We start from the raw sequence: 24,561 nt of genomic DNA on the forward strand, positions 1-24,561 counted from the left end.
GGCAGGGGCTGCAGGGCGGCAGCCCCTAGTCCTGAGCCTTGACCCAATACCTGAACAACGGCTCCGCCAGAAACAGCACCAGAATCAACCGCACCACCTGCAGCGCCGTCACCAGCGGCACCGACAACTGCAGGGTTTCGGCCGTCAGGCTCATCTCGGCGATCCCGCCCGGCATCATCCCCAGGGTCAGCGAACGCAGGTCCAGCTCGGTCATCACGCTCAACCCCCACGCTGCGCTGCCGGCAATCGCCATGCACAGTGCCGTGGCCAGCAGGGTGCGCCCGAGGAAGGATGGCGCGCGGCGGAAGAACGCGCGGTTGAAATGGCAGGCCAGGCCGCTACCGATCAGCCACTGGCCGATCTGACTGGCACCGTTGGGCAAGGCGATCTGCAGGTTGCCTGCCAGGCTCACCGACGCGGCGACCAGTAACGGCCCGAACAGCCACGGGTTGGGCTGGCGCAGCCGCTGCCAGGCAAACCCCACCGCCACTCCCAACGGCACGATCAGCGCCAGCCAGCCCCAACTGACACTACTGGCGTGATTCAGCGGCACGCCGTCACCAAGCAGGAACTTGAACAGTGCCGGCACGCACAGCACCACGGCCAGCACGCGCAGGCTCTGCGCCGCAGCCACCTGGCTGAGTACCGCGCCATTGCGTGCGCCAAGGTTGACCATCTCCCCCGAGCCACCAGGCATGCTGGCGAAAAATGCCGTCGCACGGTCTTCACCGGTGCGCCGCAGCAGCCACACACTGATCACGCTGGAAAGCGTGGTGAACAGCGCGCCGAAGATGATCAGCGCGAAGTGGCTGGCGACCTGCTCGATCACCGCCGGGGTGAAGTGCAGGCCAATGCCGATACCGATGATGCATTGCCCACACTTGCGGCCATTGGGGATTTCCGACAGTTGCCAGGGCGTCAGGCAGCGCACCAGGATGATCGCCAGCAACGCGCCGACCATCCATGGCAAAGGCCAGCCGACCTTGCTGGCGGCGAAACCGCCAGCAAGGCCGACCAGCCCGGTTGCGACAAACAGCGGCAGTGACCTATCAGGCATCAGCCATGGCCCGGCGCTGCAGGCTGCGCTTGCGCCAGATGCGCAGCAGCGGCAGGGTCAGCATGCAGATGGTCAGCACCCATACCGACATGCTGATCGGGCTCGACCAGAGGATGCCGAGCTCACCGTTGGAAATCGACAGCGCCCGGCGCAGGTTCTGCTCCATCAGGCCGCCGAGGATGAAGCCAAGCAGGATCGGCGACAGCGGGAAGTCCAGCTTGCGCAGGATGTAGCCCATGATGCCGATGCCGACCATCAGGAACAGGTCGAAGGTGGTGGCATGTACTGCATAGACGCCGATCCCGGTGATGATCGCGATTACCGGTACCAACGCCCAGTTCGGTACGGCGAGGATGCGGGTGAAGATGCGGATCATCGGGATGTTCAGGATCACCAGCATGATGTTGGCGATGAACAGCGAGGCGATCAGGCCCCAGACGATGTCCGGCTGCTGTTCGAACAGCAGTGGGCCCGGAGTGATGTTGTACAGGGTCAGCGCGCCGATCATTACCGCGGTGGTGCCCGAGCCGGGTACGCCGAGGGTCAGCATCGGCACCAGGGCGCCGCAGCAGGAGGCGCCGATGGCGGTTTCCGGAGCAGCCAGGCCACGGGCATCACCCTTGCCGAAGTTGCCTTTTTCACCGGCAATGCGTTTCTCGGTCATGTAGGCAACGGCGCTGGCCAGGGTCGCGCCGGCACCCGGCAGTACGCCCATGATGAAGCCCAACAGGCCGCAGCGGATGTTGACCACGAACACCGAGGCTGCTTCCTTGAAGTTGAACAGCATGCGCCCGGTGGCCTTCACCGCCTGGTGGCCATGGTGGGTCTTCTCCAGCAGCAGGAGGATCTCGCTGATCGAGAACAGGCCCAGCACCAGCACCACGAACTGGATACCGTCGGCCAGGTGCACGCTGTCACCGGTGAAGCGGTATACACCGCTGTTGGCATCGATACCGACTGCCGACAGGAACAGGCCGATGAGGGCGGCAATGAATGTCTTCAGTGGCTTGTCACCGGCCATGCCGCCGAGGGCGACGATGGCGAACACCATCAGCACGAAGTATTCCGCCGGGCCGAAGGCAATCGCCCATTTCGCCAGCAGCGGGGCGAACAGCACCATTCCGCAGGTGGCGATGAACGCGCCGATGAACGAACTCCAGGCCGACAGCGACAGGGCCACGCCGGCCAAGCCCTGACGCGCCATCGGGTAGCCGTCGAGGGTGGTCATCACGGTCGAGGCTTCGCCAGGGATGTTCAGCAGGATCGAGCTGATACGGCCGCCGTATTCGCAGCCAAGGTACACCGCGGCCAGCAGGATCAGCGCCGACTCCGGTGGCAGGCCGAGGGCGAAGGCGATCGGGATCAGCAAGGCCACACCGTTGATTGGGCCCAGGCCTGGCAGCAGGCCGACCACGGTGCCGATCAGCGTACCCGACAGGGCGGTGACCAGGTTGTAAGGGGACAGGGCGACGCCGAAGCCCTGGCCCAGGTAGCTCAAGGTATCCATGTGTCAGTTCTCCAGTACGCTCAGCAGGCCGAGGGGCAGGGGTACGTCCATGACGCGGTCGAACAGCCAGTAGAGCAGCACGCTCATGCCCACCACCACGAGGGTGCTGTGCAGCCAGCGGCCGCCATACAGACGGGCCATGGGGATGCCGACCAGGATGGCGCTGAGGATGAAACCCAGGGGTTCGAAAGTGCCGGCGAAGATAATCAGCAGGCCGACACAGGCACCAATCTTGATCAGGGTTTCGCGGTCCAGCTCAGGCTCGTCGTCTTTGCGCACGATGGGCGTGGGACGGATGGCCAGGTAAAGCAGGCCCAGGCTCATCAGGCCAAGCATCAGCAGCGGGTAGGCACGCGGGCCGACCGGTTCGTAGGAAAACGCGGCCTGATAGGGCCAGGCCATCACGGCCAGGGCGGCGCACACCGCCAGCAGGGCCAGGGCGAAGATGCGTTGCAGGATCATGAGGAAATCCTCGTTGTTTACGGCGCGACACGGGCCCTGTGGGAGCGGGCTTGCCCGCGAACACCGGCATAGCCGGTGCCATGCACCGCGGTGCTTGCTTCGCGGGCAAGCCCGCTCCCACAGGGAACGATGACAGCTTTCGGGGGGCTTACTGGATCAGGCCGAATTCCTTGGCCAGTGCCTTGTACTCAGTCACCTGCTTCTTCACATAGCCGTCCAGCTCCGCGCCGGTCATGGCGAACGGGAACAGCTCGCGCTGGTCACGCAGCTTGGCGAAGTCTTCCGAGGCCAGCATTTTGTCGAACGATTCTTTCCACCAGGCGTACTCTTCGTCGCTCACCTTCGGCCCGAGGTAGAAGCCGCGCACCACTGGCCAGACGATGTCGTAACCCTGTTCCTTGGCGGTGGGGATGTCCTTCATCTCAGGCTCGTCCAGGCGGTTTTCCGAGAACACCGCGAGGATCCGCATGTTGCCGCTCTGGATGTGCGGCATGGAGTCGGAGATGTCGGTGGAACCGACCTGGATGTGCCCGCCCAGCAGCGCGGTGGCGATCTCGCCGCCGCCTTCCAGGGCCACGTAGCGCAGGTCGCGCGGGTTGATGCCGGCGGCCTTGGCGATCAGTGCGGTCTGCATCCAGTCCTGGCTGCCGACGGTGCCGCCGGAGCCGATCACCACTTTGCTCGGGTCCTTCTTCAGTGCCGCGACCAGGTCGTCGAGGGTCTTGTAGGGCGAATCACTCTTCACCGCGATGGCGCCGTAGCTGGTGCCGACTGCCGCCAACCACTTCACCGCGTTCTCGTCGAAGCGGCCGAACTTGCCCTGGGCCAGGTTCAGCAGCGAACCACTGGACCAGGCCACCAGGGTGCCAGCGTCGGCCGGGCGCTGGGCGACCACGGCGTTGTAGGCCACGGCGCCGACACCGCCGGGCATGTAGGTCACACGCATCGGCTTGCTGAGGATCTTTTCCTGCACCAGGGCGCTCTGCACCAGTTTGCAGGTCAGGTCGAAACCACCGCCAGGCGAAGCCGGGGCGATGCATTCAGGGCGTTTCGGTTCGGCGGCGAGGGCATTGCCGGCCAGCAACAGGCAGCCGGTGGCGAGGACGAGGCGGCGCAGTGAAAAGGTCATCGAATGTCTCCGTGAGCATTGTTGTTATGGGTTACCGCTTTGGGTTACCACAGCGCGACGCTGTAGCTCACCAGCAGCCGCACTTCGTCAGCATCGCGGGCGAAGTTTGAGCGGAAGGTGGCGTTGCGCAGGCGCACGGCGACGTTCTTCAACGGGCCGCTTTGTACCACGTACTTCAGTTCGGTGTTGCGTTCCCATTCCTTCCCCTCGCCACCAGCGGCGCGGCTGACGTTGTCGCCGTTGATGTAGCGGGTCATGAAGGTCAGGCCGGGGACGCCAAGTGCGGCGAAGTTGTAGTCGTAGCGCGCTTGCCACGAGCGCTCGTCTTTACCTGCGAAGTCGTTGATCTGGACGAAGTTGACCAGGTACGGGTCGGCACCATCGATGTAGGGGAAGGCGCTGTCGCCGGAAAGCTGCTGCCAGGCAGCGCTGACCTTGTGCCCACCCAGGCTGTAGCTGAGCATGGTGTTGAAGGTGGTGTTGTCGATGCGCCCGGCCTTGGCCGCCCCGGCATCGTCGCTGATCGCCAGGCGCACGTCGGCGCCGAAGGTGCCCGGGCCCCATGGCTGGGTGGCGAGCATGCCGATGAAGTGCTGGCGGTAGATGTCGTCGAGCTGGGCGAAGTGATAGCTGCCGGTGATGCGATCGGTGAACTTGTAGTCCAGGCCGGCCAGGTCGAGGTTGTCGGCGCTGAAGGTGCCACCGAAGCGGCCGTTCTTGTTGTTGAGGGCGAGGTCTTCCCAGTTGGTGTCGTTGCGGTCCTTGGCCTTGTCCAGGCGCCCGCCGGTGAAAGTAAGGCCCTTGATCTCCTGCGAGGTCAGCAGACCGCCTTCGAAGGTCTGCGGCAGGATACGGCCGTCGTTGGGCTGCAGGGTCGGCAGTTCCGGGATCAGGGTGCCGATCTTCAGTTCGGTCTTCGACACTTTGACCTTGCCGGTCAGGCCGAGCTTGGAATACTCGTCGGCAGCCTTGCCGTCATCGTGGGTCGGCAGCAGGCCGGTGTCGGTGCGGTCGGGGCTGGAGTCGAGCTTGATGCCCATCATGCCCAGCGCATCCAGGCCGAAGCCCACTGTACCATCGGTATAACCGGACTCGAAGTTGAGCATGAAGCCCTGGGCCCATTCGTCGCGCTTGGATTGCTGCGCGCTGGTGCCGTCGCGGAAGTCGCGGTTGAAGTACATGTTGCGGGTTTCGAAGGTTGCCGTGCTGTCTTCGAAGAAGGCGGCCTGGCTCAGCGGGGCGACACCGGCAAGTGCAACTGCACTGGCGATGGCAGAAGGGCGTGCGGACAGGGAACGGCTAGGCGCGAGCGCCTTAGGCTGCGATGACAGCATCGGGATGACTCCGTTTTTTATTCTTGTTCGTTGCACCTTGCTGGTGCTTTTTTCGGCGCGTGGAGCGACCGTGGTGCGATGCTAGGCAATGAACCTTTCGCTAACCTTTCAGCGTAAAAGGTTTGCTATAAGGGGCTTCACAGGCTTGGCGACGGCGGTACACTCCGCGCCACCGCCCCACCCGAGCAGGGAGAATCCGATGCGCGTGCTGCTGGTCGAAGACCATCTGCAACTGGCTGAAAGCGTGGCCCAGGCCCTGAAAAGCCAAGGCCTGACCGTGGATGTTTTGCATGATGGCGTGGCTGCCGACCTGGCCCTGGCCAGTGAGGAGTACGCCGTTGCCGTGCTCGACGTGGGCCTGCCACGGATGGACGGCTTCGAGGTGCTGGCGCGCCTGCGCGGTCGCGGCAAGACCCTGCCGGTGCTCATGCTCACCGCACGCAGCGATGTGAAGGATCGCGTGCACGGGCTGAACCTCGGTGCTGACGATTACCTGGCCAAACCCTTCGAGCTGACCGAACTGGAAGCGCGGGTAAAGGCCTTGCTCAGGCGCAGCGTGCTCGGTGGTGAGCGCCAGCAGCGCTGCGGGCCACTGGTCTACGACCTGGACACCCGGCGTTTCAGCCTGGACGAGGAAAACCTGACCCTGACCTCGCGTGAACAAAGCGTGCTCGAAGCATTGATCGCTCGCCCAGGTCGGGTGATGAGCAAGGAACAGCTGGCCGCCCAGGTATTCGGCCTGGACGAAGAGGCCAGCCCCGACGCCATCGAAATCTACATCCACCGCCTGCGCAAGAAGCTCGATGGCCACTCGGTTGCGATTGTCACCTTCCGCGGCCTGGGTTACCTGCTCGAGCACCGCGATGCGTGACAATGGCAGCTTGCGCGGGCGGCTGCTGGGCAACCTGGCGCTGCTGCTGGTGGTGCTGATGCTGGCCAGCGGCCTGAGCGCCTACTGGAACGGTCGCGAAGCGGCCGATACCGCCTACGACCGCACCTTGCTGGCTTCGGCGCGGACCATAGCCGCCGGGCTGTCCCAGCGTGATGGCAGCCTCAGCGCCGATGTGCCCTATGTGGCGCTGGACACCTTCGCCTACGACAGCGCCGGGCGTATCTACTATCAGGTGCTGGACATCAACCAGCAGCTGATTTCCGGTTACGAGCACCTGCCGCCACCGCCGCCCGGCACCCCGCGTACCGACGACTATCCGGCACTGGCGCGCTTCTACGACGCTACCTACCTCGGCCAGGACGTGCGCGTGGTCAGCCTGCTGAAAGCGGTGAGCGAGCCGAACATGAATGGCATGGCGGAAATTCGCGTGGCTGAGACCGAAGAGGCGCGGGTGCGCATGGCCCGTGGGTTGATGGCCGACACCCTGCTGCGCCTGGGCATGCTGGCGCTGGCTGCACTGGTCATGGTGTGGTTCGCGGTCAGCGCGGCGCTACGCCCCCTCGAGCGCCTGCGCACGGCGGTGGAAGAGCGTCAGCCGGATGACCTGCGGGCGTTGCCGGTGGTACAGGTGCAGCGTGAGCTGGGCCCACTGGTGCGTGCCTTGAACCACTTCACCGAGCGTTTGCGCGGGCAGTTCGAACGCCAGGCGCAGTTCATTGCAGAGGCGGCCCACGAACTGCGCACGCCACTGGCGGCGCTCAAGGCACGGGTCGAACTGGGGTTGCGTTCGCAGCAGCCCGAAGAATGGCGGCAGACCCTGGAGTCGGCAGCGCAGGGGACTGATCGCCTGACCCATCTGGCCAATCAGTTGCTGTCGCTGGCCAGGGTCGAGAACGGCGCCCGGGCGATTGCCGAAGGTGGTGCCCAGCGCCTGGATCTGAGCCAGCTGGCCCGTGAACTGGGCATGGCCATGGCGCCACTGGCGTACAACCGCGGCGTGGCCTTGGCGCTGGAAGCCGAGGCACCGGTGTGGTTGAAGGGGGAGCCGACATTGCTCAACGAGCTGCTCAGCAACCTGGTGGACAATGCGCTGGCGCATACCCCGGCGGGCGGCAATGTGATTCTGCGGGTGCTGGCGCCGGCGGTGCTGGAGGTCGAGGATGATGGGCCGGGGATTCCCGAAGAGGAGCGCGAGCGGGTATTCGAGCGGTTCTATCGCAGGGGTGTGCAGGGCAGTGGGCTGGGGTTGGCCATCGTGGGTGAGATCTGCAGGGCGCACCTGGCGCAGATCAGCCTGCATGATGGCGAGAAGGGCGGATTGAAAGTGCGGGTGAGCTTTATCGCCGACTGATCTTCTGCCTGTACCGGCCCCTTGGCGGGGAAAGTGCAGGCAGCCCCTATCAGCGCAACATGCTCCGCGCTTCCAGCAACTCGGCAATCTCCAGCTCGGTGCCAAAGGGCAGCCCAAGGTGCCGATAAGCCGGCAACGCCGCCAACGGCCGGCTGCGCCCGCGTTGGCTCAGGCATTTGGCGATCTGTACTACATCGATGTAGTCGACCTTGTCGGTGCGCCGGTCCAGGTCCTGTACCTGGCTCGGCAGGTTGACCAACTGCTCGGGAAACTCCCACGAAGAGAGAATCTTGTCCCCCAGCACCGGCTGGATCTGCTCGATCACATAGTGCAGGCAGACCGGGTCGGAAAGCAGCTCGTTGTGTTCTTCGGCGTAGATCAGCACCGGCAGCGCGCCGATCTGGTTGACCAGCCCGCCGAGGGTTGCCTGGTCGGGTTTCAACTGTGTAAAGCGACGGCAGATCTCATAGCTGATGCCCGCGACTTCCAGGCTGTTCGACCAGATATCCCGCAATTTTTGTTCAACTGCCGACGAGCGGGCATGGAAGATCTGTTCGATCACCAGGCCGATCGCCAGGTTGCAGCTGTAGTTGATGCCCAATCGTGTGATGGCCGTGTGCAGGTCGGTGACTTCGACCGCTGCGCGTAGCAGCGGGCTGTTGACCACCTTGATCAGGCGCGCGGACAGGGCGGCGTCACGGCCGATTACCTTGCTCAGGGCGGCAACGCTGATCTCGCTGTCTTCGGCGGCCTCGCGAATGCTCAGGGCTACCTCGGGCAAGGTTGGCAGGACCAGGTCATCGTTGTCGATGGCAGCGAGCAACTGCGCTTGAACCATCTCGGCCAGCTTGTTCATTAACGTCTCAACGGCAAGGGTGGTGCACTGTTCAGCGCTGGATTTCCTGGTCGCGGTCCAGCTCGTAGGGCAGGCTCAGCACCTGCAGGCGGGGGCCTTCGAGGCTGCCCAGGTGCAGGTTGTCGTCCTCCACCGACTCGGCGCTGAGCACTGCGAGCAGTTCGCAACCCTGGCCGGTGCTGGCGGCCAACACCACTTCGCCAACTGACGAACCATGGGTCGGTGAGAAAATTTCGCTACCGGGGGCCGGAACATCCTGCTGCTCGAGTGCCAGTCGGTACTGGCGGCGCTTGAGCTTACCCAGATACTGCATGCGCGCGACGATTTCCTGGCCGGTGTAGCAGCCTTTCTTGAAGCTCACGCCATCGACGGCCTGCAGGTTGATCATCTGCGGGATGAACAGCTCGCGGGTGGGGCCCATGACCTGGCCGATGCCGGCGCGCACTTGCCCCAGCAACCAGTCATTGAGGCTGCCTTCCGGCAACGCGGCTGCCAGCTGTTGGCGAATGCTGTCGGCCTGCTCTGCAGGTACCCAGAGTTCGGCGCGGTCGGCGGAGACGGCAATGGCGATCAGGCCATCATGGCGAACGGTGCTACCCGCCGCAGCCGGAAGGTCCAGCCCCAGTGCCTGCAGCGCGGCACCGCCACCCTGCAGGCCGAAGCGCGCCCAGGCTGCGCTCTCGTCAGTGAGCGTGGCCTTGGAAAACACGGCGTACTTCTTCAGGTCGGCCAGCTGCAGCTCCAGCAGCTCGCTGGCCATGGCCAGCAGGTAGCCATTGCCCTCGGGCAGGATGCGGAAGCTCGACTGCATGCGCCCCTTGACCATGCAGCGGGCGCCGAGGCTGGCATGCTCGAGGCTGAGGTAGTTGATGTTGCAGGTCAGCTGGCCCTGCAGGAACTTGCCGGCGTCGGAGCCGCGGACGGCGAGGATGCCCTCGTGGGACAGGGGGCTGAAGAAAGCGGAATCGGCCATGGGTCATCGCGGTGGCTAAAGACTGGCGGCCATCATAGAACGCCAGTAACAAAATAGGTAGGTGACTAGACCAACGCCCTGTGTCGCTTCGTTCACTGCGCGGTATACTGCGCGACCATTCGAGGAGGGCCCCATGGTCGAACAAACTGAACTCAACCGGCTTTTCTGGCACAGCCGCCGCGGCATGCTGGAACTGGACGTACTGCTGGTGCCATTCACCCAGGAGGTCTATCCGACCCTGAGCGAAGCCGACCGCGAACTTTATGTCCGCCTGTTGAGCTGTGAAGATCAGGACATGTTCGGCTGGTTCATGGAGCGTACCGAGTCGCAAGACCCGGAGCTGCAGCGCATGGTCCGCATCATTCTGGATCGTGTCCAGCCCAAGTGAGTGTTTCGAGTGCCGCTGGCAGGGCTCGCGCCTGTTGCTGGCGGCCTACCTGGGTTGCCAGGTGCTGGCGCTATTGGTCTTGTGGCTGAGCGCGCAGCCCTGGTGGCTTGGCCTTTCTGTTCTTGCCGCTTGTATTGCCCACGCGTGCTGGGCCATTCCCCGTCGTATCCTGCTGACTGACCCCCGTGCTGTTACTGGCCTGCGCCGAGATGCGCTGGGCTGGCGCGTATTCAGCCGGGCGCTCGGCTGGCAGCCGGTGCGCCTGTGTCGGGACAGTGTAGCCGTGCCGGGAATGGTGGTGTTGCGGTTCGTCAGGGCTGGGCACTGGCTCGGCGAGAGCCAGTGCGTACCTCGAGATGCCTTGGGGGCTGACCAGCACCGGCGTTTGCGGGTGCGTCTGAAGTTCAGCCGTCGCCGGTTCGACAGCTGTTTCAGGTCGGGCTGAGGATGGTGTCCCTGGCCTCTGGCAGCAATCCCGGGTAATCCAGGGTGTAATGCAGCCCGCGGCTTTCCTTGCGCTGCATCGCCGAGCGAATCATCAGCTCCGCCACCTGGGCGAGGTTGCGCAGTTCGATCAGGTCGCGGCTGACCTTGTAGTTGCTGTAGAACTCGTCGATCTCGTCGAGCAGCAGGCGAACGCGATGCTCGGCGCGCTGCAGGCGCTTGCTGGTGCGCACGATGCCCACGTAGTCCCACATGAAGCGGCGCAACTCGTCCCAGTTGTGCGCGATGATCACGTCTTCGTCCGAATCGGTGACCTGGCTGGCGTCCCAGCAGGGCAGGGCCCTGGGCATGGCGATCTGGTCCAGGTGCGCCTCGATGTCCGCCGCTGCGGCACGGCCATAGACGAAGCATTCCAGCAACGAGTTGCTGGCCATGCGGTTGGCGCCGTGCAGGCCGGTGAAGCTGGTTTCGCCAATGGCGTACAGGCCGGGCACATCGGTGTGGCCGCGATCATCGACCATGACCCCGCCACAGGTGTAATGGGCGGCAGGAACCACCGGTATCGGCTGGCGGGTGATATCGATGCCGAAGGCCAGGCAGCGTTCATACACGGTCGGGAAGTGGCTCTTGATGAAGTCGGCCGGCTTGTGGGTGATGTCCAGGTAGACACAGTCCACGCCCAGTCGCTTCATCTCGTGGTCGATGGCGCGGGCGACGATATCGCGAGGGGCCAGTTCTTCGCGCGGGTCGAAGCGCGGCATGAAACGCTCACCGTTAGGCAGCCGCAACAGCGCGCCTTCGCCACGCAACGCCTCGGTGACCAGGAAGCTCTTGGCCTGCGGGTGATACAGGCAGGTTGGGTGGAACTGGTTGAATTCCAGGTTCGCCACCCGGCAGCCGGCGCGCCAGGCCATGGCGATGCCATCGCCGCAGGCACCATCGGGGTTGCTGGTATAGAGGTAGACCTTGGCTGCCCCTCCCGTGGCCAGCACGGTGAAGCGTGCGCCGAAAGTGTCGACTTCGCCGCTGTTGCGGTTCAGCACGTAGGCGCCCAGGCAACGGTCACCCGCCAGGCCCAGGCGGCGCTCGGTGATAAGGTCGACCGCCACGCGCTGCTCCAGCAGCTCGATGTTCGGGCGTTTGCGCGCCTGTTCGAGCAGGGTGGTGAAAATCGCCGCGCCGGTGGCGTCGGCGGCATGGATGATGCGTCGGTGGCTGTGGCCGCCTTCGCGGGTCAGGTGGAACTCGAAACCGCCATCATCGACGCTGTAGTGCTCATCGCGGGTAAAAGGCACACCTTGCTCGATCAGCCATTCGATGGCTTCGCGGCTATGCTCGACGGTAAAGCGCACAGCGTCTTCGTCACACAGGCCACCTCCGGCATTTAGGGTGTCCTCGACATGCGACTGCACGGTGTCGGTGTCGTCGAGTACGGCGGCGACCCCGCCTTGGGCCCAGAAGGTCGAGCCGTTGGCCAGGTCGCCCTTGCTCAGCACGGCAATGCGCAAATGGCCGGGAAGGTTAAGTGCCAGGCTGAGACCGGCTGCGCCGCTGCCGATCACCAGGACATCATGTTGGAATTGTTGGCTCATGTCGGGACACTAGTAATCTTTGGAAAGGGCGCGGCACAATAGTCACGTGCAGATGGCAATGTGAAACTATCGTGAATGCTGGCCGGGCTGCCTTTATAGCAGCCTGCGGCAACCAATTTCCATGCCAGTTGGGACGTTGCGTCAATCTTTACGGGAACTTTCCGACACGGCCGGAAATCCTATGAAGGCTGTCCGCACGCCACAATTTGCCGCGGCGACGCGGGGCGGCAGCTCTATTCGGGCTGACACCTGCGTATTCGAAACCTGATTATCGACGCAGCGGGCCGTGACCGCGCCGCGTCTTCCGTGCGAGCCGACCAAGGGCCGCAGGAAACTTGCTTGGAGGGGAGAACTTTTGCGCAAAGCCCGAGTCTATGGTTGCAAGCCTGAACAAAGGCTGTGGCAACGCTCCTTCGAGTTTACTGAGGAGTGTTCATGCTAACCCAGGAAGAGGATCAGCAGCTTGTCGAGCGCGTGCAGCGCGGAGACAGGCGAGCGTTCGATCTGTTGGTGCTGAAGTATCAGCACAAGATTCTAGGGTTGATCGTGCGGTTCGTTCACGACACCCACGAGGCCCAGGATGTAGCACAGGAAGCCTTCATCAAGGCCTACCGTGCGCTTGGCAATTTCCGCGGTGACAGTGCGTTTTATACCTGGCTGTACCGCATCGCCATCAACACGGCGAAGAACTACCTGGTGTCCCGTGGAAGACGGCCGCCAGACAGCGATGTGAGCTCCGAGGATGCGGAGTTTTACGACGGCGATCATGGTCTCAAGGATCTCGAGTCCCCAGAGCGCTCGTTGTTGCGGGATGAAATCGAAGGCACTGTCCATCGCACCATCCAGCAACTGCCCGAAGATCTGCGCACGGCACTGACGCTGCGTGAGTTCGACGGGTTGAGTTACGAAGACATTGCCAGTGTCATGCAATGTCCGGTGGGTACCGTGCGCTCTCGAATCTTCCGCGCTCGGGAGGCCATTGATAAAGCCCTGCAGCCGTTGTTGCAGGAAACCTGAGACAGCGGCGATAGCCAAGAGAGGAACCGCCATGAGTCGTGAAGCTTTGCAGGAATCGCTGTCCGCGGTGATGGATAACGAAGCGGACGAACTGGAATTGCGTCGGGTGTTGAACGCCGTCGACGATGCCGAAACCCGAGCCACCTGGTCGCGTTACCAGGTAGCCCGCGCAGCGATGCACAAGGAATTGCTGCTGCCCAAGCTGGATATCGCCTCGGCGGTCTCCGCCGCGCTGGCCGATGAAGCCGTACCGGCCAAGGTCAAGCAGGGCCCGTGGCGCAGCATTGGCCGTCTGGCCGTGGCTGCCTCGGTCACCGTAGCGGTGCTGGCCGGTGTGCGTATGTACAACCAGGATGAGATCACTGGCGCCGAGCTGGCTGCCCAGCAGCCTGCACAGCAAGGCCTGAGCATGCCACAAAGTCAGGGTCCGGCGGTTTTGGCAGGCTATAGTGAAAGCAGTGAGCAACCGACCGGGCCGATGGCCAACGGCGTGCTGCAGAACCAGGCCGGCTGGGATCAGCGTCTGCCAGGCTATCTGCGCCAGCACGCGCAGGAATCCGCGCTCAAGGGCACTGAAACCGCCCTGCCGTATGCCCGCGCCGCCAGCCTGGAAAACCGCTAAGTAAGGAGGATCATGCGCGCGCTACCTCTCCTGTCGCTGCTGATAGGCAGCTGCATGACGGTGCCAGCGTTGGCAGCCAACTCATCGCCTGAGGCGAGTGAATGGTTGAACAAGCTGGCACAGGCCGAGCAGAAGCAGAGTTACCAGGGCTCCTTCGTCTACGAACGTAACGGCAGCTTTTCTTCCCACGATATCTGGCATCGCGTTCAGGACGGCAAGGTCAGCGAACGGCTTCTGCAGCTCGATGGCACCGCCCAGGAAATCGTGCGCGTGGATGGCAAGGTGCAGTGCGTCAGTGGTGCCTTGGCGAGCGGGGTAGGTAAACCTCCTGATTCTGCACAGCGTTCGCTCGATCCCCTCAAGCTGATGAGCTGGTATGACCTGAGCGTGGCAGGCAAGTCACGGGTCGCTGACCGCGATGCCGTGATTGTCACGCTGACACCTCGCGATCAGCATCGCTACGCATTCGAACTCCACCTGGACCGCCGTACCGGGCTGCCGCTGCGCTCATTGATGCTCAATGACAAGGGGCAACTGCTCGAGCGCTTCCAGATGACCCGCCTTGACACCGACGACCTGCCTACCGACCAGGACCTGCAAGCCAGTGCTGCATGCAAGCCGGTCGAGCGGGTGGCCAGTACCAGCAGCGAAGCGGTTGCCGGTTGGCGTTCTGACTGGCTGCCGCCGGGATTCGAGTTGATCAACAGTACGGTGCGCCGCGACCCTGAGCGCAACAGTTCGATCAGCAGCCTTATGTATGACGATGGCCTGGCCCGATTCTCGGTGTTCCTCGAGCCGGTGAAGGACGATGCCGGCGCTGATGTGCGCACCCAGCTTGGCCCGACCTCGGCCGTTTCGCGCCGGCTGAATACGCCCAAGGGCAAGGTGCAGGTCACCGTGGTCGGCGAGATTCCACTGGGTACGGCAGAACGTATCGCGTTGTCGATGCGCCCTCAAGATGCCCAGGCGCGCCAGTGACGGTGCGCTTTTTCGGGCCGAATCAAGGGCAATGCACAGGCGAACGGACACGCGGCTGAAATGAAATTAAAGCATTGTCATTTGCAATCCTTCGGCAAATTTTCTATAGGTCAGGCTTCTAGGAGCCTGGCCTTTGCTGCTTTGTGCAGGGCAATTTCCAACTACCGCTCGTTGTGACGGGAGCCGTATGTCAATACCACGCTTGAAATCCTACCTAACGATGTTCGCCGCCGTGCTGATGCTCGGCCAGGTGCTCAGTGCCCAGGCCGATGAAGCCCTGCCGGACTTCACCACCTTGGTCGAGCAAGCCTCGCCGGCCGTGGTCAACATCAGCACCAAGCAGAAGCTGCCGGACCGCGTCGCCTCCGGGCAGATGCCAGACCTCGAAGGCCTGCCGCCGATGTTCCGCGAGTTCTTCGAGCGCAACATGCCGCAGCAGCCGCGTTCGCCGCGCGGTGACCGTCAGCGCGAGGCCATGTCGCTGGGTTCGGGCTTCATCATTTCCAGCGATGGCTATGTACTGACCAACAATCACGTGGTTGCCGATGCCGACGAGATCATCGTCCGCCTGTCGGACCGCAGCGAGCTGCAGGCCAAGCTGATCGGCACCGACCCGCGCACCGACGTGGCCCTGCTAAAGGTCGAGGGCAAGAACCTGCCGACCGTCAAGCTGGGTGACTCCGAGAAGCTCAAGGTCGGTGAGTGGGTGCTGGCCATTGGTTCGCCGTTCGGGTTCGACCACTCGGTGACCAAAGGTATCGTCAGTGCCAAGGGCCGGACGCTGCCCAACGACACCTATGTGCCGTTCATCCAGACCGACGTGGCCATCAACCCGGGTAACTCCGGTGGCCCGCTGTTCAACATGAAGGGCGAAGTGGTGGGTATCAACTCGCAGATCTTCACCCGTTCCGGTGGTTTCATGGGCTTGTCCTTCGCCATCCCGATCGACGTGGCCATCGATGTGTCCAACCAGCTGAAGAAAGACGGCAAGGTCAGCCGCGGCTGGCTGGGCGTGGTGATTCAGGAGGTCAACAAGGACCTGGCTGAATCGTTCGGCCTCGACAAGCCGGCGGGTGCCCTGGTGGCGCAAGTACTGGAAAACGGCCCGGCAGCCAAGGGCGGCCTGCAGGTGGGTGACGTGATCCTGAGCATGAACGGCCAGCCGATCGTCATGTCGGCCGACCTGCCGCACCTGGTCGGCAGCCTGAAGGACGGCGAGAAAGCCAAGCTCGAAATCATCCGCAACGGCAAGCGCCAGACCCTGGACGTCGCTGTCGGCCCAATGCCGGATGACGATGCCGACATCGGTGCCGGTACTGGCCCTGAAGGCGGCGCCGAGCGCAACAGCAACCGCCTGGGCGTGTCGGTATCGGACCTGACCGCCGAACAGAAGAAGACCCTGGAGCTCAAGGGTGGCGTGGTCATCAAGGAAGTCCAGGACGGCCCGGCCGCGATGATCGGGCTGCGCCCGGGCGACGTGATCAGCCACCTGAACAACCAGGCGGTCGCGTCGGCCAAGCAGTTCACCGAAATCGCCAAGGACCTGCCGAAGAACCGTTCGGTGTCGATGCGCGTACTGCGCCAGGGGCGTGCCAGCTTCATCACCTTCAAACTCGCTGAATAAGCGGGCTCAAGGGTAGGAAAGGGCAGCTTCGGCTGCCCTTTTTCATGAAAGTTCACAATTGCGGGGGCGAATGCTGTGTACAGTCCGGTAGAGGAATCTCCCATATCCCAGCAGCTTAAGGTACAATTCCCGGCTATTTTTCGGCGGGCGTCCGGCTCGCAGCCTTTTCCGAGTGTTGACCCGTGAGTGATTTGAGTCATATCCGCAATTTCTCCATCATCGCCCACATCGACCATGGCAAGTCGACGCTGGCCGACCGTTTCATTCAAATGTGCGGTGGCCTGTCGGCGCGCGAAATGGAAGCCCAGGTACTGGACTCCATGGACCTGGAGCGCGAACGCGGTATCACCATCAAGGCCCACAGCGTCACGCTCAACTACAAGGCGCAAGACGGCAAGGTCTACCAGCTGAACTTCATTGACACCCCTGGCCACGTCGACTTCACCTACGAAGTCTCGCGTTCGCTGGCGGCCTGTGAAGGTGCGCTGCTGGTGGTGGACGCCGGCCAAGGCGTCGAAGCCCAGTCCGTGGCCAACTGCTACACCGCCATCGAGCAGGGCCTGGAAGTCATGCCGGTCCTGAACAAGATGGACCTGCCCCAGGCCGATCCGGACCGCGTGAAGGACGAGATCGAGAAGATCATCGGCATCGACGCCACCGATGCCGTGGCCTGTAGCGCCAAGAGCGGCATGGGCGTGGACGAGGTGCTCGAGCGCCTGGTGCAGACCATTCCCGCGCCGGAAGGCGATATCGAGGCGCCACTGCAGGCGCTGATCATCGACTCCTGGTTCGACAACTACCTGGGCGTGGTCTCGCTGGTGCGTGTGCGCCACGGCCGCGTCAAGAAAGGCGACAAGATCCTGGTCAAGTCCACCGGCAAGGTGCACCTGGTCGACAGCGTCGGTGTCTTCACCCCGAAGCACACCCAGACCGCCGATCTGAAGGCCGGTGAAGTAGGCTTCATCATTGCCAGCATCAAGGACATTCACGGTGCGCCGGTCGGTGACACCCTGACCCTGTCCACGACCCCCGAGGTCGAAGTGCTGCCAGGCTTCAAGAAGATTCAGCCGCAGGTCTACGCCGGCCTGTTCCCGGTCAGCTCCGACGACTTCGAGGACTTCCGCGACGCCCTGCAGAAGCTGACCCTCAACGACTCGTCGCTGCAATACATGCCGGAAAGCTCCGACGCCCTGGGCTTCGGCTTCCGCTGCGGCTTCCTCGGCATGCTGCACATGGAGATCATCCAGGAGCGCCTGGAGCGCGAATACGACCTGGACCTGATCACCACCGCGCCAAGCGTGATCTACGAGCTTGAGTTGAAGACCGGCGAAACCATCGTCGTCGACAACCCGTCGAAGCTGCCGGATGTCTCGGCCGTGGCCGATTTCCGCGAGCCGATCGTCACCGCGACCATCCTGGTGCCGCAGGAGCACCTGGGTAACGTCATCACCCTGTGCATCGAGAAGCGTGGCGTGCAGCGCGACATGCAGTTCCTTGGCAGCCAGGTGCAGGTGCGCTATGACATGCCGATGAACGAAGTGGTCCTGGACTTCTTCGACCGCCTGAAGTCGACCAGCCGCGGCTATGCTTCGCTGGACTATCATTTCGATCGCTACCAGTCGGCCAACCTGGTCAAGCTGGATGTACTGATCAACGGCGACAAGGTCGATGCCCTGGCATTGATCGTGCACCGCGACAACGCGGCCTACAAAGGCCGTGCGTTGACCGAGAAGATGAAGGAGCTGATCCCTCGGCAGATGTTCGACGTGGCGATCCAGGCAGCCATTGGCGGCCAGATCATCGCGCGGACGACCGTCAAGGCGCTCAGAAAGAACGTACTGGCCAAGTGCTACGGTGGTGACGTCAGCCGTAAGAAGAAACTGCTGGAGAAGCAGAAGGCCGGTAAGAAACGCATGAAACAGGTGGGTAACGTGGAGATTCCACAGGAAGCCTTCCTCGCCGTGCTCAGGTTGGATAGCTAGGTCCTATGTCGCTAAATTTCCCGCTGTTGCTAGTCATCGCCGTCTTCGTCTGCGGTTTGCTGGGCTTGATCGATCTGCTGTTCCTGGCCCCGCGCCGGCGGGCAGCGATCGCCAACTACCAGGGCAGCGTCACCCAACCAGAAATGGCGGTGGTCGAGCGCCTGAACAAAGAGCCGCTGCTGGTTGAGTACGGCAAGTCGTTCTTCCCGGTGCTGTTCATCGTGCTGGTGCTGCGCTCGTTCCTGGTCGAACCGTTCCAGATTCCTTCGGGGTCGATGAAACCGACCCTGGAAGTGGGCGATTTCATCCTGGTGAACAAGTTCTCCTATGGCATCCGCCTGCCGGTGATCGACAAGAAGGTCATCGAGGTTGGTGACCCGCAACGCGGCGATGTGATGGTGTTCCGCTACCCGAGCGACCCGAACGTCAACTACATCAAGCGTGTGGTCGGCCTGCCAGGCGACAAGATCAGCTACACCAACGACAAGCGGCTGTTCGTCAACGGCCAGCCGATTGCCGAGCAGCTGGTCGGCGCCGAGCCAGGTACCCTGGGCAGCGCTGAGCTGTACAAGGAAAAACTCGGCGAAGCCGAGCACTTGATCCGCAAGGAGATGACCCGTTATCGCATGCCGCCGGACCAGCAATGGACCGTGCCGGCAGGCCATTACTTCATGATGGGCGACAACCGCGACAACTCCAACGACAGCCGCTACTGGGATGACCCGAAAATCCCTAAAGAGCTGCACGGCATGGTTCCGGACCGGAACATCGTCGGCAAGGCCTTCGCGGTGTGGATGAGCTGGCCAGAGCCCAAGCTCAGCCACTTGCCCAACCTGTCGCGGGTCGGCCTGATCCATTGATACCCTTCGGCGCTGTCTTGCAGACAGCGCCGAATGCATTTCTGACATAGGCTGTGTTCTCAAGGAACGAGAGATTCGCCGCTTACCGCGACGGACCACAGCCAAACAGTCTTTCAGGATGTTGATTTGAACAACGCGTTGAACAACCAACGGGTGGCTGCATGACTGCTTCCCTTGCCCGTCTCGAGCGCAAGCTCGGCTACACCTTCAAGGATCAGGAGCAGATGCTGCTGGCCTTGACCCACCGCAGCTATGCCGGGCGCAACAACGAGCGCCTGGAGTTCCTCGGTGACGCCATTCTCAACTTCGTCGCCGGCGAGGCGCTGTTCGAGCGCTTCCCGCAGGCCCGCGAAGGCCAACTGTCGCGTCTGCGTGCCCGCCTGGTCAAGGGCGAGACCCTGGCCCGCCTGGCCCGTGGTTTCGACCTGGGCGACTACCTGCGCCTGGGCTCGGGTGAACTCAAGAGCGGTGGCTTCCGCCGTGAGTCGATCCTGGCCGACGCCCTCGAGGCGCTGATCGGCGCCATCTACCTGGACGCGGACATGCAGACCGCGCGCGAGCGTGTCCTCGCCTGGCTGACCGACGAGTTCGAGGGCCTGACCCTGGTCGACACCAACAAGGACCCGAAAACCCGCCTGCAGGAGTTTCTGCAATCGCGCAGCTGTGAGCTGCCGCGTTACGAAGTGGTCGACATCCAGGGCGAACCGCACTGCCGTACCTTCTTCGTCGAATGCGAAGTGGTACTGCTGAACAACAAGAGCCGTGGCCAAGGCGTCAGCCGGCGTATTGCCGAGCAGGTCGCCGCCGCTGCTGCATTGATCGCCCTGGGCGTGGAGAATGGTAATGACTGATAACAATCCGACCCGCTGCGGTTACGTGGCCATCGTCGGCCGCCCGAACGTGGGCAAGTCGACCTTGCTCAACCACATCCTCGGCCAGAAGCTGGCGATCACCTCGCGCAAGCCGCAGACCACCCGCCACAACATGCTCGGCATCAAGACCGAGGGTGACGTGCAGGCGATCTACGTCGATACCCCGGGCATGCACAAGGCCAACGACAAGGCCTTGAACCGCTACATGAACCGCAACGCCTCGGCGGCCCTGAAGGACGTCGACGTGGTGATCTTCGTCGTCGACCGCACCAAGTGGACCGACGAAGACCAGTTGGTGCTGGAGCGCGTGCAGTACGTGACCGGCCCACTGATCATTGCCGTCAACAAGACCGACCGCATGGAAGAGAAGGCCGAGTTGATCCCGCACCTGCAATGGCTGCAGGAGCAACTGCCGAACGCTGAAGTGATGCCGATTTCCGCACAGCAGGGCCACAACCTGGAAGCGCTGGAAGCCCAGATCGCCAAGCACCTGCCGGAAAACGACCACTTCTTCCCGGAAGACCAGATCACCGACCGCAGCAGCCGTTTCCTCGCTGCCGAACTGGTGCGCGAGAAGATCATGCGCCAGCTGGGTGCCGAGCTGCCGTACCAGATCACCGTGGAAATCGAAGAGTTCAAGCAGCAGGGCCACGTGCTGCACATCCATGCGCTGATCCTGGTCGAGCGTGATGGCCAGAAGAAGATCATCATCGGAGACAAGGGCGAGCGCATCAAACGCATTGGCTCTGAAGCGCGCAAGGACATGGAAGTGCTGTTCGACTCCAAGGTCATGCTCAACCTTTGGGTCAAGGTCAAAGGCGGCTGGTCCGACGACGAACGCGCCTTGCGTTCGCTGGGCTACGGCGACCTCTAAGTATTACTGTTGGGGCCGCTTTGCGGCCCATCGCAGCGGTTCGTCGCCACGACAAGCCAGCTCCCACAGGTACTGCACATGACTTGAAGTCGATGCTGTCGGTGTGGGAGCTGGCTTGTCGTGGCGACGAACCGCTGCGATGGGTTGTGCAGCAGCCCCAATTAGCAGTATTACCGGGGCGCAGGTAACGAGTGATCTTTATGGAACAGCCAGTCGGCCAGCCGGCCTACGTCCTGCACAGCCGCGCCTACAAGGAAACCAGTGCTCTGGTGGACTTCTTCACCCCGCAGGGCCGCCTGCGTGCGGTGCTGCGGCGTGCGCGAGGCAAGGGTGGCAGCCTGGTGCGGCCGTTCGTTCCGCTGGAAGTGGAGCTGTTCGGCAAGGGTGAGCTGAAGAACGTCAGGCGCCTGGACACTGTGGGTATTGCAGCGTGGCTGCATGGTGACGCGCTGTTCAGCGGCCTCTACCTCAATGAACTGCTGATGCGCCTGCTCCCCGCCGAGGCGCCGCAACCCGAACTGTTCGAGCATTACGCACTGACCCTGCAAGCCTTGGCCGCAGGAAGGCCTTTGGAACCCCTGCTGCGCTCCTTCGAGTGGCGGCTGCTGGAAGACTTGGGCTACACCTTTTCACTCAGCCACGACGTCAACGACCACCCGATCGAAGCTGACGGACTGTACCGCCTGCGGGTCGATGCCGGCCTCGAGCGCGTGTACCTGGCCCAACCTGGTCTGTTCAGCGGCACCGAGCTGCTGGCCCTGGCCCAGGCCGACTGGAATGCCCCCGGCGCCTTGCTGGCGGCCAAGCGCCTGATGCGCCAGGCACTGGCGGTACACCTGGGGCCAAACCCGCTGGTCAGCCGGGAACTGTTTCGCAAGCGCTGAGCACGTCGTATGCTGTGTGGCTCAAACTTCAGGAGAGCCTTTCGTGACTCATAGCAACCGCATGCTTCTTGGCGTCAACATCGACCATGTGGCGACCCTGCGCCAGGCCCGCGGCACCCGCTACCCGGACCCGGTCAAGGCTGCGCTGGATGCCGAGGAAGCAGGCGCCGACGGCATCACTGTGCACCTGCGTGAAGACCGCCGGCATATCCAGGAGCGCGACGTGCTGGTGCTCAAGGATGTACTGCAGACGCGCATGAACTTCGAAATGGGCATCACCGAAGAGATGATGGCCTTTGCCGAAAAGATCCGCCCGGCGCATATCTGCCTGGTTCCCGAAACCCGCCAGGAGCTGACCACCGAAGGCGGCCTGGACGTGGCCGGCCAGGAGGCACGCATCAAGGCAGCGGTCGAGCGCTTGTCGCGTACCGGTGCTGAAGTGTCGCTGTTCATCGATCCTGACGAGCGGCAGATCGAGGCTTCGCGCCGTGTCGGCGCCCCAGCCGTCGAGCTGCACACCGGGCGTTATGCCGATGCCGAAACACCGACCGAAGTGGCCGAGGAACTGCAGCGCATCGTCGACGGCGTAGCATTTGGCGTGGGTCAGGGGCTGATCGTCAATGCTGGTCATGGCCTGCATTATCACAACGTCGAGGCGGTGGCGGCGATCAAGGGCATCAATGAACTGAACATTGGCCATGCCTTGGTCGCGCATGCGCTGTTCGTCGGCTTCAAGGCCGCTGTGGCCGAGATGAAGGCGCTGATCGTCGCGGCTTCGCGCTGATCAGTCGTCAGTGCCGGCCCGGAACACCAAGGTGAACCGGGTTGGCCCTGTCGCTTCGCTTCGAACCTCGATCCGCCCTCCATGCAATTGCATGATCGATTTCACGATCGCCAGTCCCAATCCCGTCCCACCCTCCAGCCGCGAACGCCCTGAACCCACTCGATAGAAACGCTCGAACAGTTGAGGTAAATGTTCATCGGCTATGCCTGGCCCTTGGTTTTCCACCCAGATCAACACATCGTTGCCCTGACGCTCGATGCCCAGCTTCACTGGCTGCCACTGAGGTCCATGCCGTATGGCATTGCTCAACAGGTTCGACAGCGCCCGCTGGAACATCAAGCGGTCTGCCAGCGCCGTCCCCCAGCCCTGCAAGTGCAGCTCGATACCCTTCAGCTCGGCACTGAAGGCAAACAACTCGCTTACCTGCGCCGCTTCCTCCGCCAACGCCAGTGGCTTGAGCGCCACCTGCGCCTGGGGCTGGCTGACCTGGGCGAGGAATAGCATGTCGTTGATGATACGGTTGAGGCGGGTCAGCTCCTCGACGCTGTCTTCCAGCACTTCCCGGTAGTGCGGGCTATCGCGCTCGCGGGCCAGGGTGACCTGGGCCTTGCCCATCAGGTTGCCCAGCGGGGTACGCAGTTCGTGGGCCAGGTCGTCGGAGAATTGTGACAACTGACGCACACCCTGATCCAGGCGGTCGAGCATCACATTGATACTGCGCGCCAGTTCTGCCAGCTCCAGCGGTAACCCGGTGGCGGGCAAGCGGTGTTGCAGGTCCTGGGTGGAGACTTGCCCAGCGATGCGGCGGAAGTGGCGCAGTGGCCTCAAGCCGCGTTGCATCAGCCACCAGGCGCCTGCGCCGATCAGCAGCAACAGCACGGGCAGGGCCAGCAGGGTGGAGTGCAGATAGGCCTGGAGCAGGGCATGGTCGTCGGCGCGGTTGAGTGACATCATCACCCGCACCGGGGTGTCGTCACGCAGGCGCATCTGCCGGGTCACGGTGAGGATCTGGTTGCCGCTGCTGTCGCGCCATTCGTGATAGTTCAGCCGTGAATCGGTAGGCAATTCGCCAACCCGGGACTCCAGCGCAGGGCCGAGGCTGAGCAGGTGCGGGTGGCGACCCTCAAGGGCCAGGACGCTCAGGCTGAGGTTGTCGTGGCCCATCACCAGGTCGAGCAACGGATGGGCGCGGTTGCCAAGGTCCTCACTGCGCAGGTCGACCCGCAGGTTGTGCTCTACCTGCAACATCTTGCGCGCCAGGTCCTTGCGGGCGCGGCTGTCCAGTTCGTGGTCGAGGGCGAACACTGCCAGGCAGGCGAGCAGCAAGACCAGGGCGGCGCCCATCAGGGTCATGCTCAGGCCCAGGCGCAGCGACAGGCTGGCCTGCTTCACACGCGGGCCTCGAGGACATAGCCGACGCCGCGCAGGGTATGGATCAGCTTGTCGTCAAACGGGTCGTCAATCTTTGCCCGCAGGCGGCGGATCGAGACTTCGACCACATTGGTGTCGCAATCGAAATTCATGTCCCACACCAGCGAGATGATCTGCGTGCGCGACAGGACCTCGCCGCTCTGGCGCATCAGCAGGTGGAGCAGGGCGAATTCCTTGGCGGTCAGGTCGATGCGCTTGCCGGCACGGTAGGCCCGGTGACGGCTGGGGTCCAGCTCCAGGTCGGCGACGCGCAGGGTGCTCGGTTGCAGTTGCTGGTCGTTACGGCGCAGCAGGCTACGAATCCGGGCCAGCAACTCGGGGAATTCGAACGGTTTGAGCAGGTAGTCATCAGCGCCCAGGTCCAGGCCTTTGACCCGGTCTGACAGGCGACCATGGGCGGTCAGCATCATGATCCGCGTGGCCGACTCGGCGCGCAGACGCTGCAGCACCGTCCAGCCATCCAGTTCGGGCAGGTTGACGTCGAGGATGACCAGGTCGTAGGGCTGCTGGCGCGCCAGGTGCAGGCCGTCGGTGCCAGTGTGTGCGCAATCGACCACGTAACCGTTTTCGCGCAGGCCTTGTTGCAGGTAGTCGGCGGTACGCAGTTCGTCCTCGATGATCAGTAGGCGCATGGGCGGGCTCGGTAGG

Annotated in this window: 24 protein-coding genes; 14 read left to right on the forward strand and 10 right to left on the reverse strand. The window is 63.2% G+C overall.

The features are described from left to right. Positions 1–25 precede the first annotated feature (25 nt). The 5 genes from ACLEJU_RS01460 to ACLEJU_RS01480 all read right to left on the reverse strand — a co-directional run bounded on the left by ACLEJU_RS01460 (position 26) and on the right by ACLEJU_RS01480 (position 5,489). Positions 26–1,057: an AbrB family transcriptional regulator gene (locus ACLEJU_RS01460; protein ID WP_435422145.1), complete on the reverse strand. Its 1,032-nt coding sequence runs from the start codon at positions 1,055–1,057 to the stop codon at positions 26–28. Beyond that, positions 1,050–2,564 carry a tripartite tricarboxylate transporter permease gene (locus ACLEJU_RS01465; protein ID WP_435422144.1) on the reverse strand — a complete coding sequence of 505 codons (1,515 nt, stop codon included), beginning with the start codon at positions 2,562–2,564 and terminating at the stop codon, positions 1,050–1,052. The genes ACLEJU_RS01460 and ACLEJU_RS01465 overlap by 8 nt, the downstream gene beginning before the upstream one ends. Positions 2,565–2,567: 3 nt before the next feature. After that, positions 2,568–3,026 (reverse strand): tripartite tricarboxylate transporter TctB family protein, encoded by a 459-nt coding sequence (locus ACLEJU_RS01470; protein ID WP_435422143.1) that lies wholly within the window; start codon positions 3,024–3,026, stop codon positions 2,568–2,570. 148 nt (positions 3,027–3,174) lie between these two features. Then, positions 3,175–4,155, reverse strand: coding sequence for a Bug family tripartite tricarboxylate transporter substrate binding protein (locus ACLEJU_RS01475; RefSeq protein ID WP_110636096.1), 981 nt, complete (start codon positions 4,153–4,155; stop codon positions 3,175–3,177). Between the two features lie 44 nt (positions 4,156–4,199). After that, on the reverse strand, positions 4,200–5,489 hold the full coding sequence (locus ACLEJU_RS01480; protein WP_435422142.1) for an OprD family porin: 1,290 nt from the start codon (positions 5,487–5,489) through the stop codon (positions 4,200–4,202). Positions 5,490–5,688: 199 nt separating this feature from the next. Here ACLEJU_RS01480 and ACLEJU_RS01485 point away from each other — a divergent pair, with 199 nt between their 5' ends. Further along, the gene (locus ACLEJU_RS01485) at positions 5,689–6,360 is read left to right on the forward strand and encodes a response regulator (protein WP_159409075.1); all 672 of its coding nucleotides are present in this window, start codon (positions 5,689–5,691) and stop codon (positions 6,358–6,360) included. Beyond that, on the forward strand, positions 6,353–7,732 hold the full coding sequence (locus ACLEJU_RS01490; protein WP_435422141.1) for a sensor histidine kinase: 1,380 nt from the start codon (positions 6,353–6,355) through the stop codon (positions 7,730–7,732). Before ACLEJU_RS01485 ends, ACLEJU_RS01490 begins: the two co-directional genes overlap by 8 nt. A 49-nt stretch (positions 7,733–7,781) precedes the next feature. Here ACLEJU_RS01490 and ACLEJU_RS01495 read toward each other — a convergent pair whose 3' ends face one another. Both ACLEJU_RS01495 and ygfZ read right to left on the reverse strand, forming a co-directional pair. Next, entirely contained in the window at positions 7,782–8,588 is an 807-nt protein-coding gene (locus tag ACLEJU_RS01495; RefSeq protein WP_435422140.1) for an HDOD domain-containing protein, read from the reverse strand. 31 nt (positions 8,589–8,619) lie between these two features. Next, complete coding sequence (gene ygfZ, locus ACLEJU_RS01500) at positions 8,620–9,561, reverse strand: CAF17-like 4Fe-4S cluster assembly/insertion protein YgfZ (RefSeq protein WP_435422139.1); 942 nt, start codon at positions 9,559–9,561, stop codon at positions 8,620–8,622. A gap of 133 nt (positions 9,562–9,694) precedes the next feature. Between ygfZ and ACLEJU_RS01505 the strand changes: the two genes are divergently transcribed. Beyond that, the gene (locus tag ACLEJU_RS01505) at positions 9,695–9,949 is read left to right on the forward strand and encodes an FAD assembly factor SdhE (protein WP_145187955.1); all 255 of its coding nucleotides are present in this window, start codon (positions 9,695–9,697) and stop codon (positions 9,947–9,949) included. After that, entirely contained in the window at positions 9,933–10,394 is a 462-nt protein-coding gene (locus ACLEJU_RS01510) for a protein YgfX (RefSeq protein WP_435422138.1), read from the forward strand. Before ACLEJU_RS01505 ends, ACLEJU_RS01510 begins: the two co-directional genes overlap by 17 nt. Here the strand turns inward: ACLEJU_RS01510 and nadB are convergent. Further along, complete coding sequence (gene nadB / locus ACLEJU_RS01515; protein ID WP_435422137.1) at positions 10,381–11,985, reverse strand: L-aspartate oxidase; 1,605 nt, start codon at positions 11,983–11,985, stop codon at positions 10,381–10,383. The two genes, ACLEJU_RS01510 and nadB, sit on opposite strands and share 14 nt — an antisense overlap. Positions 11,986–12,420: 435 nt before the next feature. Here nadB and rpoE point away from each other — a divergent pair, with 435 nt between their 5' ends. The 10 genes from rpoE (at position 12,421) to pdxJ (ending at position 22,482) form a co-directional block, all read left to right on the forward strand. Then, positions 12,421–13,002, forward strand: a complete 582-nt coding sequence (gene rpoE, locus ACLEJU_RS01520; RefSeq protein WP_003252049.1) for an RNA polymerase sigma factor RpoE — start codon at positions 12,421–12,423, stop codon at positions 13,000–13,002. A gap of 31 nt (positions 13,003–13,033) precedes the next feature. Continuing rightward, positions 13,034–13,624: a sigma-E factor negative regulatory protein gene (locus tag ACLEJU_RS01525; protein WP_027917878.1), complete on the forward strand. Its 591-nt coding sequence runs from the start codon at positions 13,034–13,036 to the stop codon at positions 13,622–13,624. 12 nt (positions 13,625–13,636) lie between these two features. Continuing rightward, on the forward strand, positions 13,637–14,602 hold the full coding sequence (locus tag ACLEJU_RS01530; protein ID WP_435422136.1) for a MucB/RseB C-terminal domain-containing protein: 966 nt from the start codon (positions 13,637–13,639) through the stop codon (positions 14,600–14,602). A 187-nt stretch (positions 14,603–14,789) separates the two neighbouring features. Next, complete coding sequence (locus ACLEJU_RS01535) at positions 14,790–16,226, forward strand: DegQ family serine endoprotease (RefSeq protein WP_435422135.1); 1,437 nt, start codon at positions 14,790–14,792, stop codon at positions 16,224–16,226. A gap of 182 nt (positions 16,227–16,408) precedes the next feature. Further along, positions 16,409–18,208 (forward strand): translation elongation factor 4, encoded by a 1,800-nt coding sequence (lepA, locus tag ACLEJU_RS01540; protein WP_079226743.1) that lies wholly within the window; start codon positions 16,409–16,411, stop codon positions 18,206–18,208. A 5-nt stretch (positions 18,209–18,213) separates the two neighbouring features. Beyond that, positions 18,214–19,068: a signal peptidase I gene (gene lepB / locus ACLEJU_RS01545; RefSeq protein ID WP_103449369.1), complete on the forward strand. Its 855-nt coding sequence runs from the start codon at positions 18,214–18,216 to the stop codon at positions 19,066–19,068. A gap of 161 nt (positions 19,069–19,229) precedes the next feature. Further along, positions 19,230–19,919, forward strand: a complete 690-nt coding sequence (gene rnc, locus ACLEJU_RS01550) for a ribonuclease III (RefSeq protein ID WP_060508426.1) — start codon at positions 19,230–19,232, stop codon at positions 19,917–19,919. Further along, entirely contained in the window at positions 19,912–20,814 is a 903-nt protein-coding gene (gene era / locus ACLEJU_RS01555) for a GTPase Era (protein ID WP_016498176.1), read from the forward strand. Before rnc ends, era begins: the two co-directional genes overlap by 8 nt. A gap of 200 nt (positions 20,815–21,014) precedes the next feature. After that, positions 21,015–21,698 (forward strand): DNA repair protein RecO, encoded by a 684-nt coding sequence (gene recO, locus ACLEJU_RS01560; RefSeq protein WP_435422134.1) that lies wholly within the window; start codon positions 21,015–21,017, stop codon positions 21,696–21,698. 61 nt (positions 21,699–21,759) lie between these two features. Beyond that, a complete protein-coding gene (gene pdxJ, locus ACLEJU_RS01565; protein WP_435422182.1) occupies positions 21,760–22,482 on the forward strand; it encodes a pyridoxine 5'-phosphate synthase in 723 nt (240 codons plus the stop codon). Here the strand turns inward: pdxJ and ACLEJU_RS01570 are convergent, their stop codons facing one another. Then, positions 22,483–23,874 (reverse strand): heavy metal sensor histidine kinase, encoded by a 1,392-nt coding sequence (locus tag ACLEJU_RS01570; RefSeq protein ID WP_435422133.1) that lies wholly within the window; start codon positions 23,872–23,874, stop codon positions 22,483–22,485. Further along, a complete protein-coding gene (locus ACLEJU_RS01575) occupies positions 23,871–24,545 on the reverse strand; it encodes a heavy metal response regulator transcription factor (protein ID WP_435422132.1) in 675 nt (224 codons plus the stop codon). The genes ACLEJU_RS01570 and ACLEJU_RS01575 overlap by 4 nt, the downstream gene beginning before the upstream one ends. Positions 24,546–24,561 lie beyond the last annotated feature (16 nt).

The sequence above is a fragment of the Pseudomonas sp. SMN11 genome, from assembly GCF_052041945.1.
In the GTDB taxonomy this organism is placed as follows: Bacteria; Pseudomonadota; Gammaproteobacteria; order Pseudomonadales; family Pseudomonadaceae; genus Aquipseudomonas.

Coding starts and splice junctions, on each gene's coding strand:
- ACLEJU_RS01460 (WP_435422145.1), bottom strand. CDS start 1,057: ATGCCTGATAGGTCACTGCCGCTGTTTGTCGCAACCGGGCTGGTCGGC.
- ACLEJU_RS01465 (WP_435422144.1), bottom strand. CDS start 2,564: ATGGATACCTTGAGCTACCTGGGCCAGGGCTTCGGCGTCGCCCTGTCC.
- ACLEJU_RS01470 (WP_435422143.1), bottom strand. CDS start 3,026: ATGATCCTGCAACGCATCTTCGCCCTGGCCCTGCTGGCGGTGTGCGCC.
- ACLEJU_RS01475 (WP_110636096.1), bottom strand. CDS start 4,155: ATGACCTTTTCACTGCGCCGCCTCGTCCTCGCCACCGGCTGCCTGTTG.
- ACLEJU_RS01480 (WP_435422142.1), bottom strand. CDS start 5,489: ATGCTGTCATCGCAGCCTAAGGCGCTCGCGCCTAGCCGTTCCCTGTCC.
- ACLEJU_RS01485 (WP_159409075.1), top strand. CDS start 5,689: ATGCGCGTGCTGCTGGTCGAAGACCATCTGCAACTGGCTGAAAGCGTG.
- ACLEJU_RS01490 (WP_435422141.1), top strand. CDS start 6,353: ATGCGTGACAATGGCAGCTTGCGCGGGCGGCTGCTGGGCAACCTGGCG.
- ACLEJU_RS01495 (WP_435422140.1), bottom strand. CDS start 8,588: ATGAACAAGCTGGCCGAGATGGTTCAAGCGCAGTTGCTCGCTGCCATC.
- ygfZ (WP_435422139.1), bottom strand. CDS start 9,561: ATGGCCGATTCCGCTTTCTTCAGCCCCCTGTCCCACGAGGGCATCCTC.
- ACLEJU_RS01505 (WP_145187955.1), top strand. CDS start 9,695: ATGGTCGAACAAACTGAACTCAACCGGCTTTTCTGGCACAGCCGCCGC.
- nadB (WP_435422137.1), bottom strand. CDS start 11,985: ATGAGCCAACAATTCCAACATGATGTCCTGGTGATCGGCAGCGGCGCA.
- rpoE (WP_003252049.1), top strand. CDS start 12,421: ATGCTAACCCAGGAAGAGGATCAGCAGCTTGTCGAGCGCGTGCAGCGC.
- ACLEJU_RS01525 (WP_027917878.1), top strand. CDS start 13,034: ATGAGTCGTGAAGCTTTGCAGGAATCGCTGTCCGCGGTGATGGATAAC.
- ACLEJU_RS01530 (WP_435422136.1), top strand. CDS start 13,637: ATGCGCGCGCTACCTCTCCTGTCGCTGCTGATAGGCAGCTGCATGACG.
- ACLEJU_RS01535 (WP_435422135.1), top strand. CDS start 14,790: ATGTCAATACCACGCTTGAAATCCTACCTAACGATGTTCGCCGCCGTG.
- lepB (WP_103449369.1), top strand. CDS start 18,214: ATGTCGCTAAATTTCCCGCTGTTGCTAGTCATCGCCGTCTTCGTCTGC.
- rnc (WP_060508426.1), top strand. CDS start 19,230: ATGACTGCTTCCCTTGCCCGTCTCGAGCGCAAGCTCGGCTACACCTTC.
- era (WP_016498176.1), top strand. CDS start 19,912: ATGACTGATAACAATCCGACCCGCTGCGGTTACGTGGCCATCGTCGGC.
- recO (WP_435422134.1), top strand. CDS start 21,015: ATGGAACAGCCAGTCGGCCAGCCGGCCTACGTCCTGCACAGCCGCGCC.
- pdxJ (WP_435422182.1), top strand. CDS start 21,760: ATGCTTCTTGGCGTCAACATCGACCATGTGGCGACCCTGCGCCAGGCC.
- ACLEJU_RS01575 (WP_435422132.1), bottom strand. CDS start 24,545: ATGCGCCTACTGATCATCGAGGACGAACTGCGTACCGCCGACTACCTG.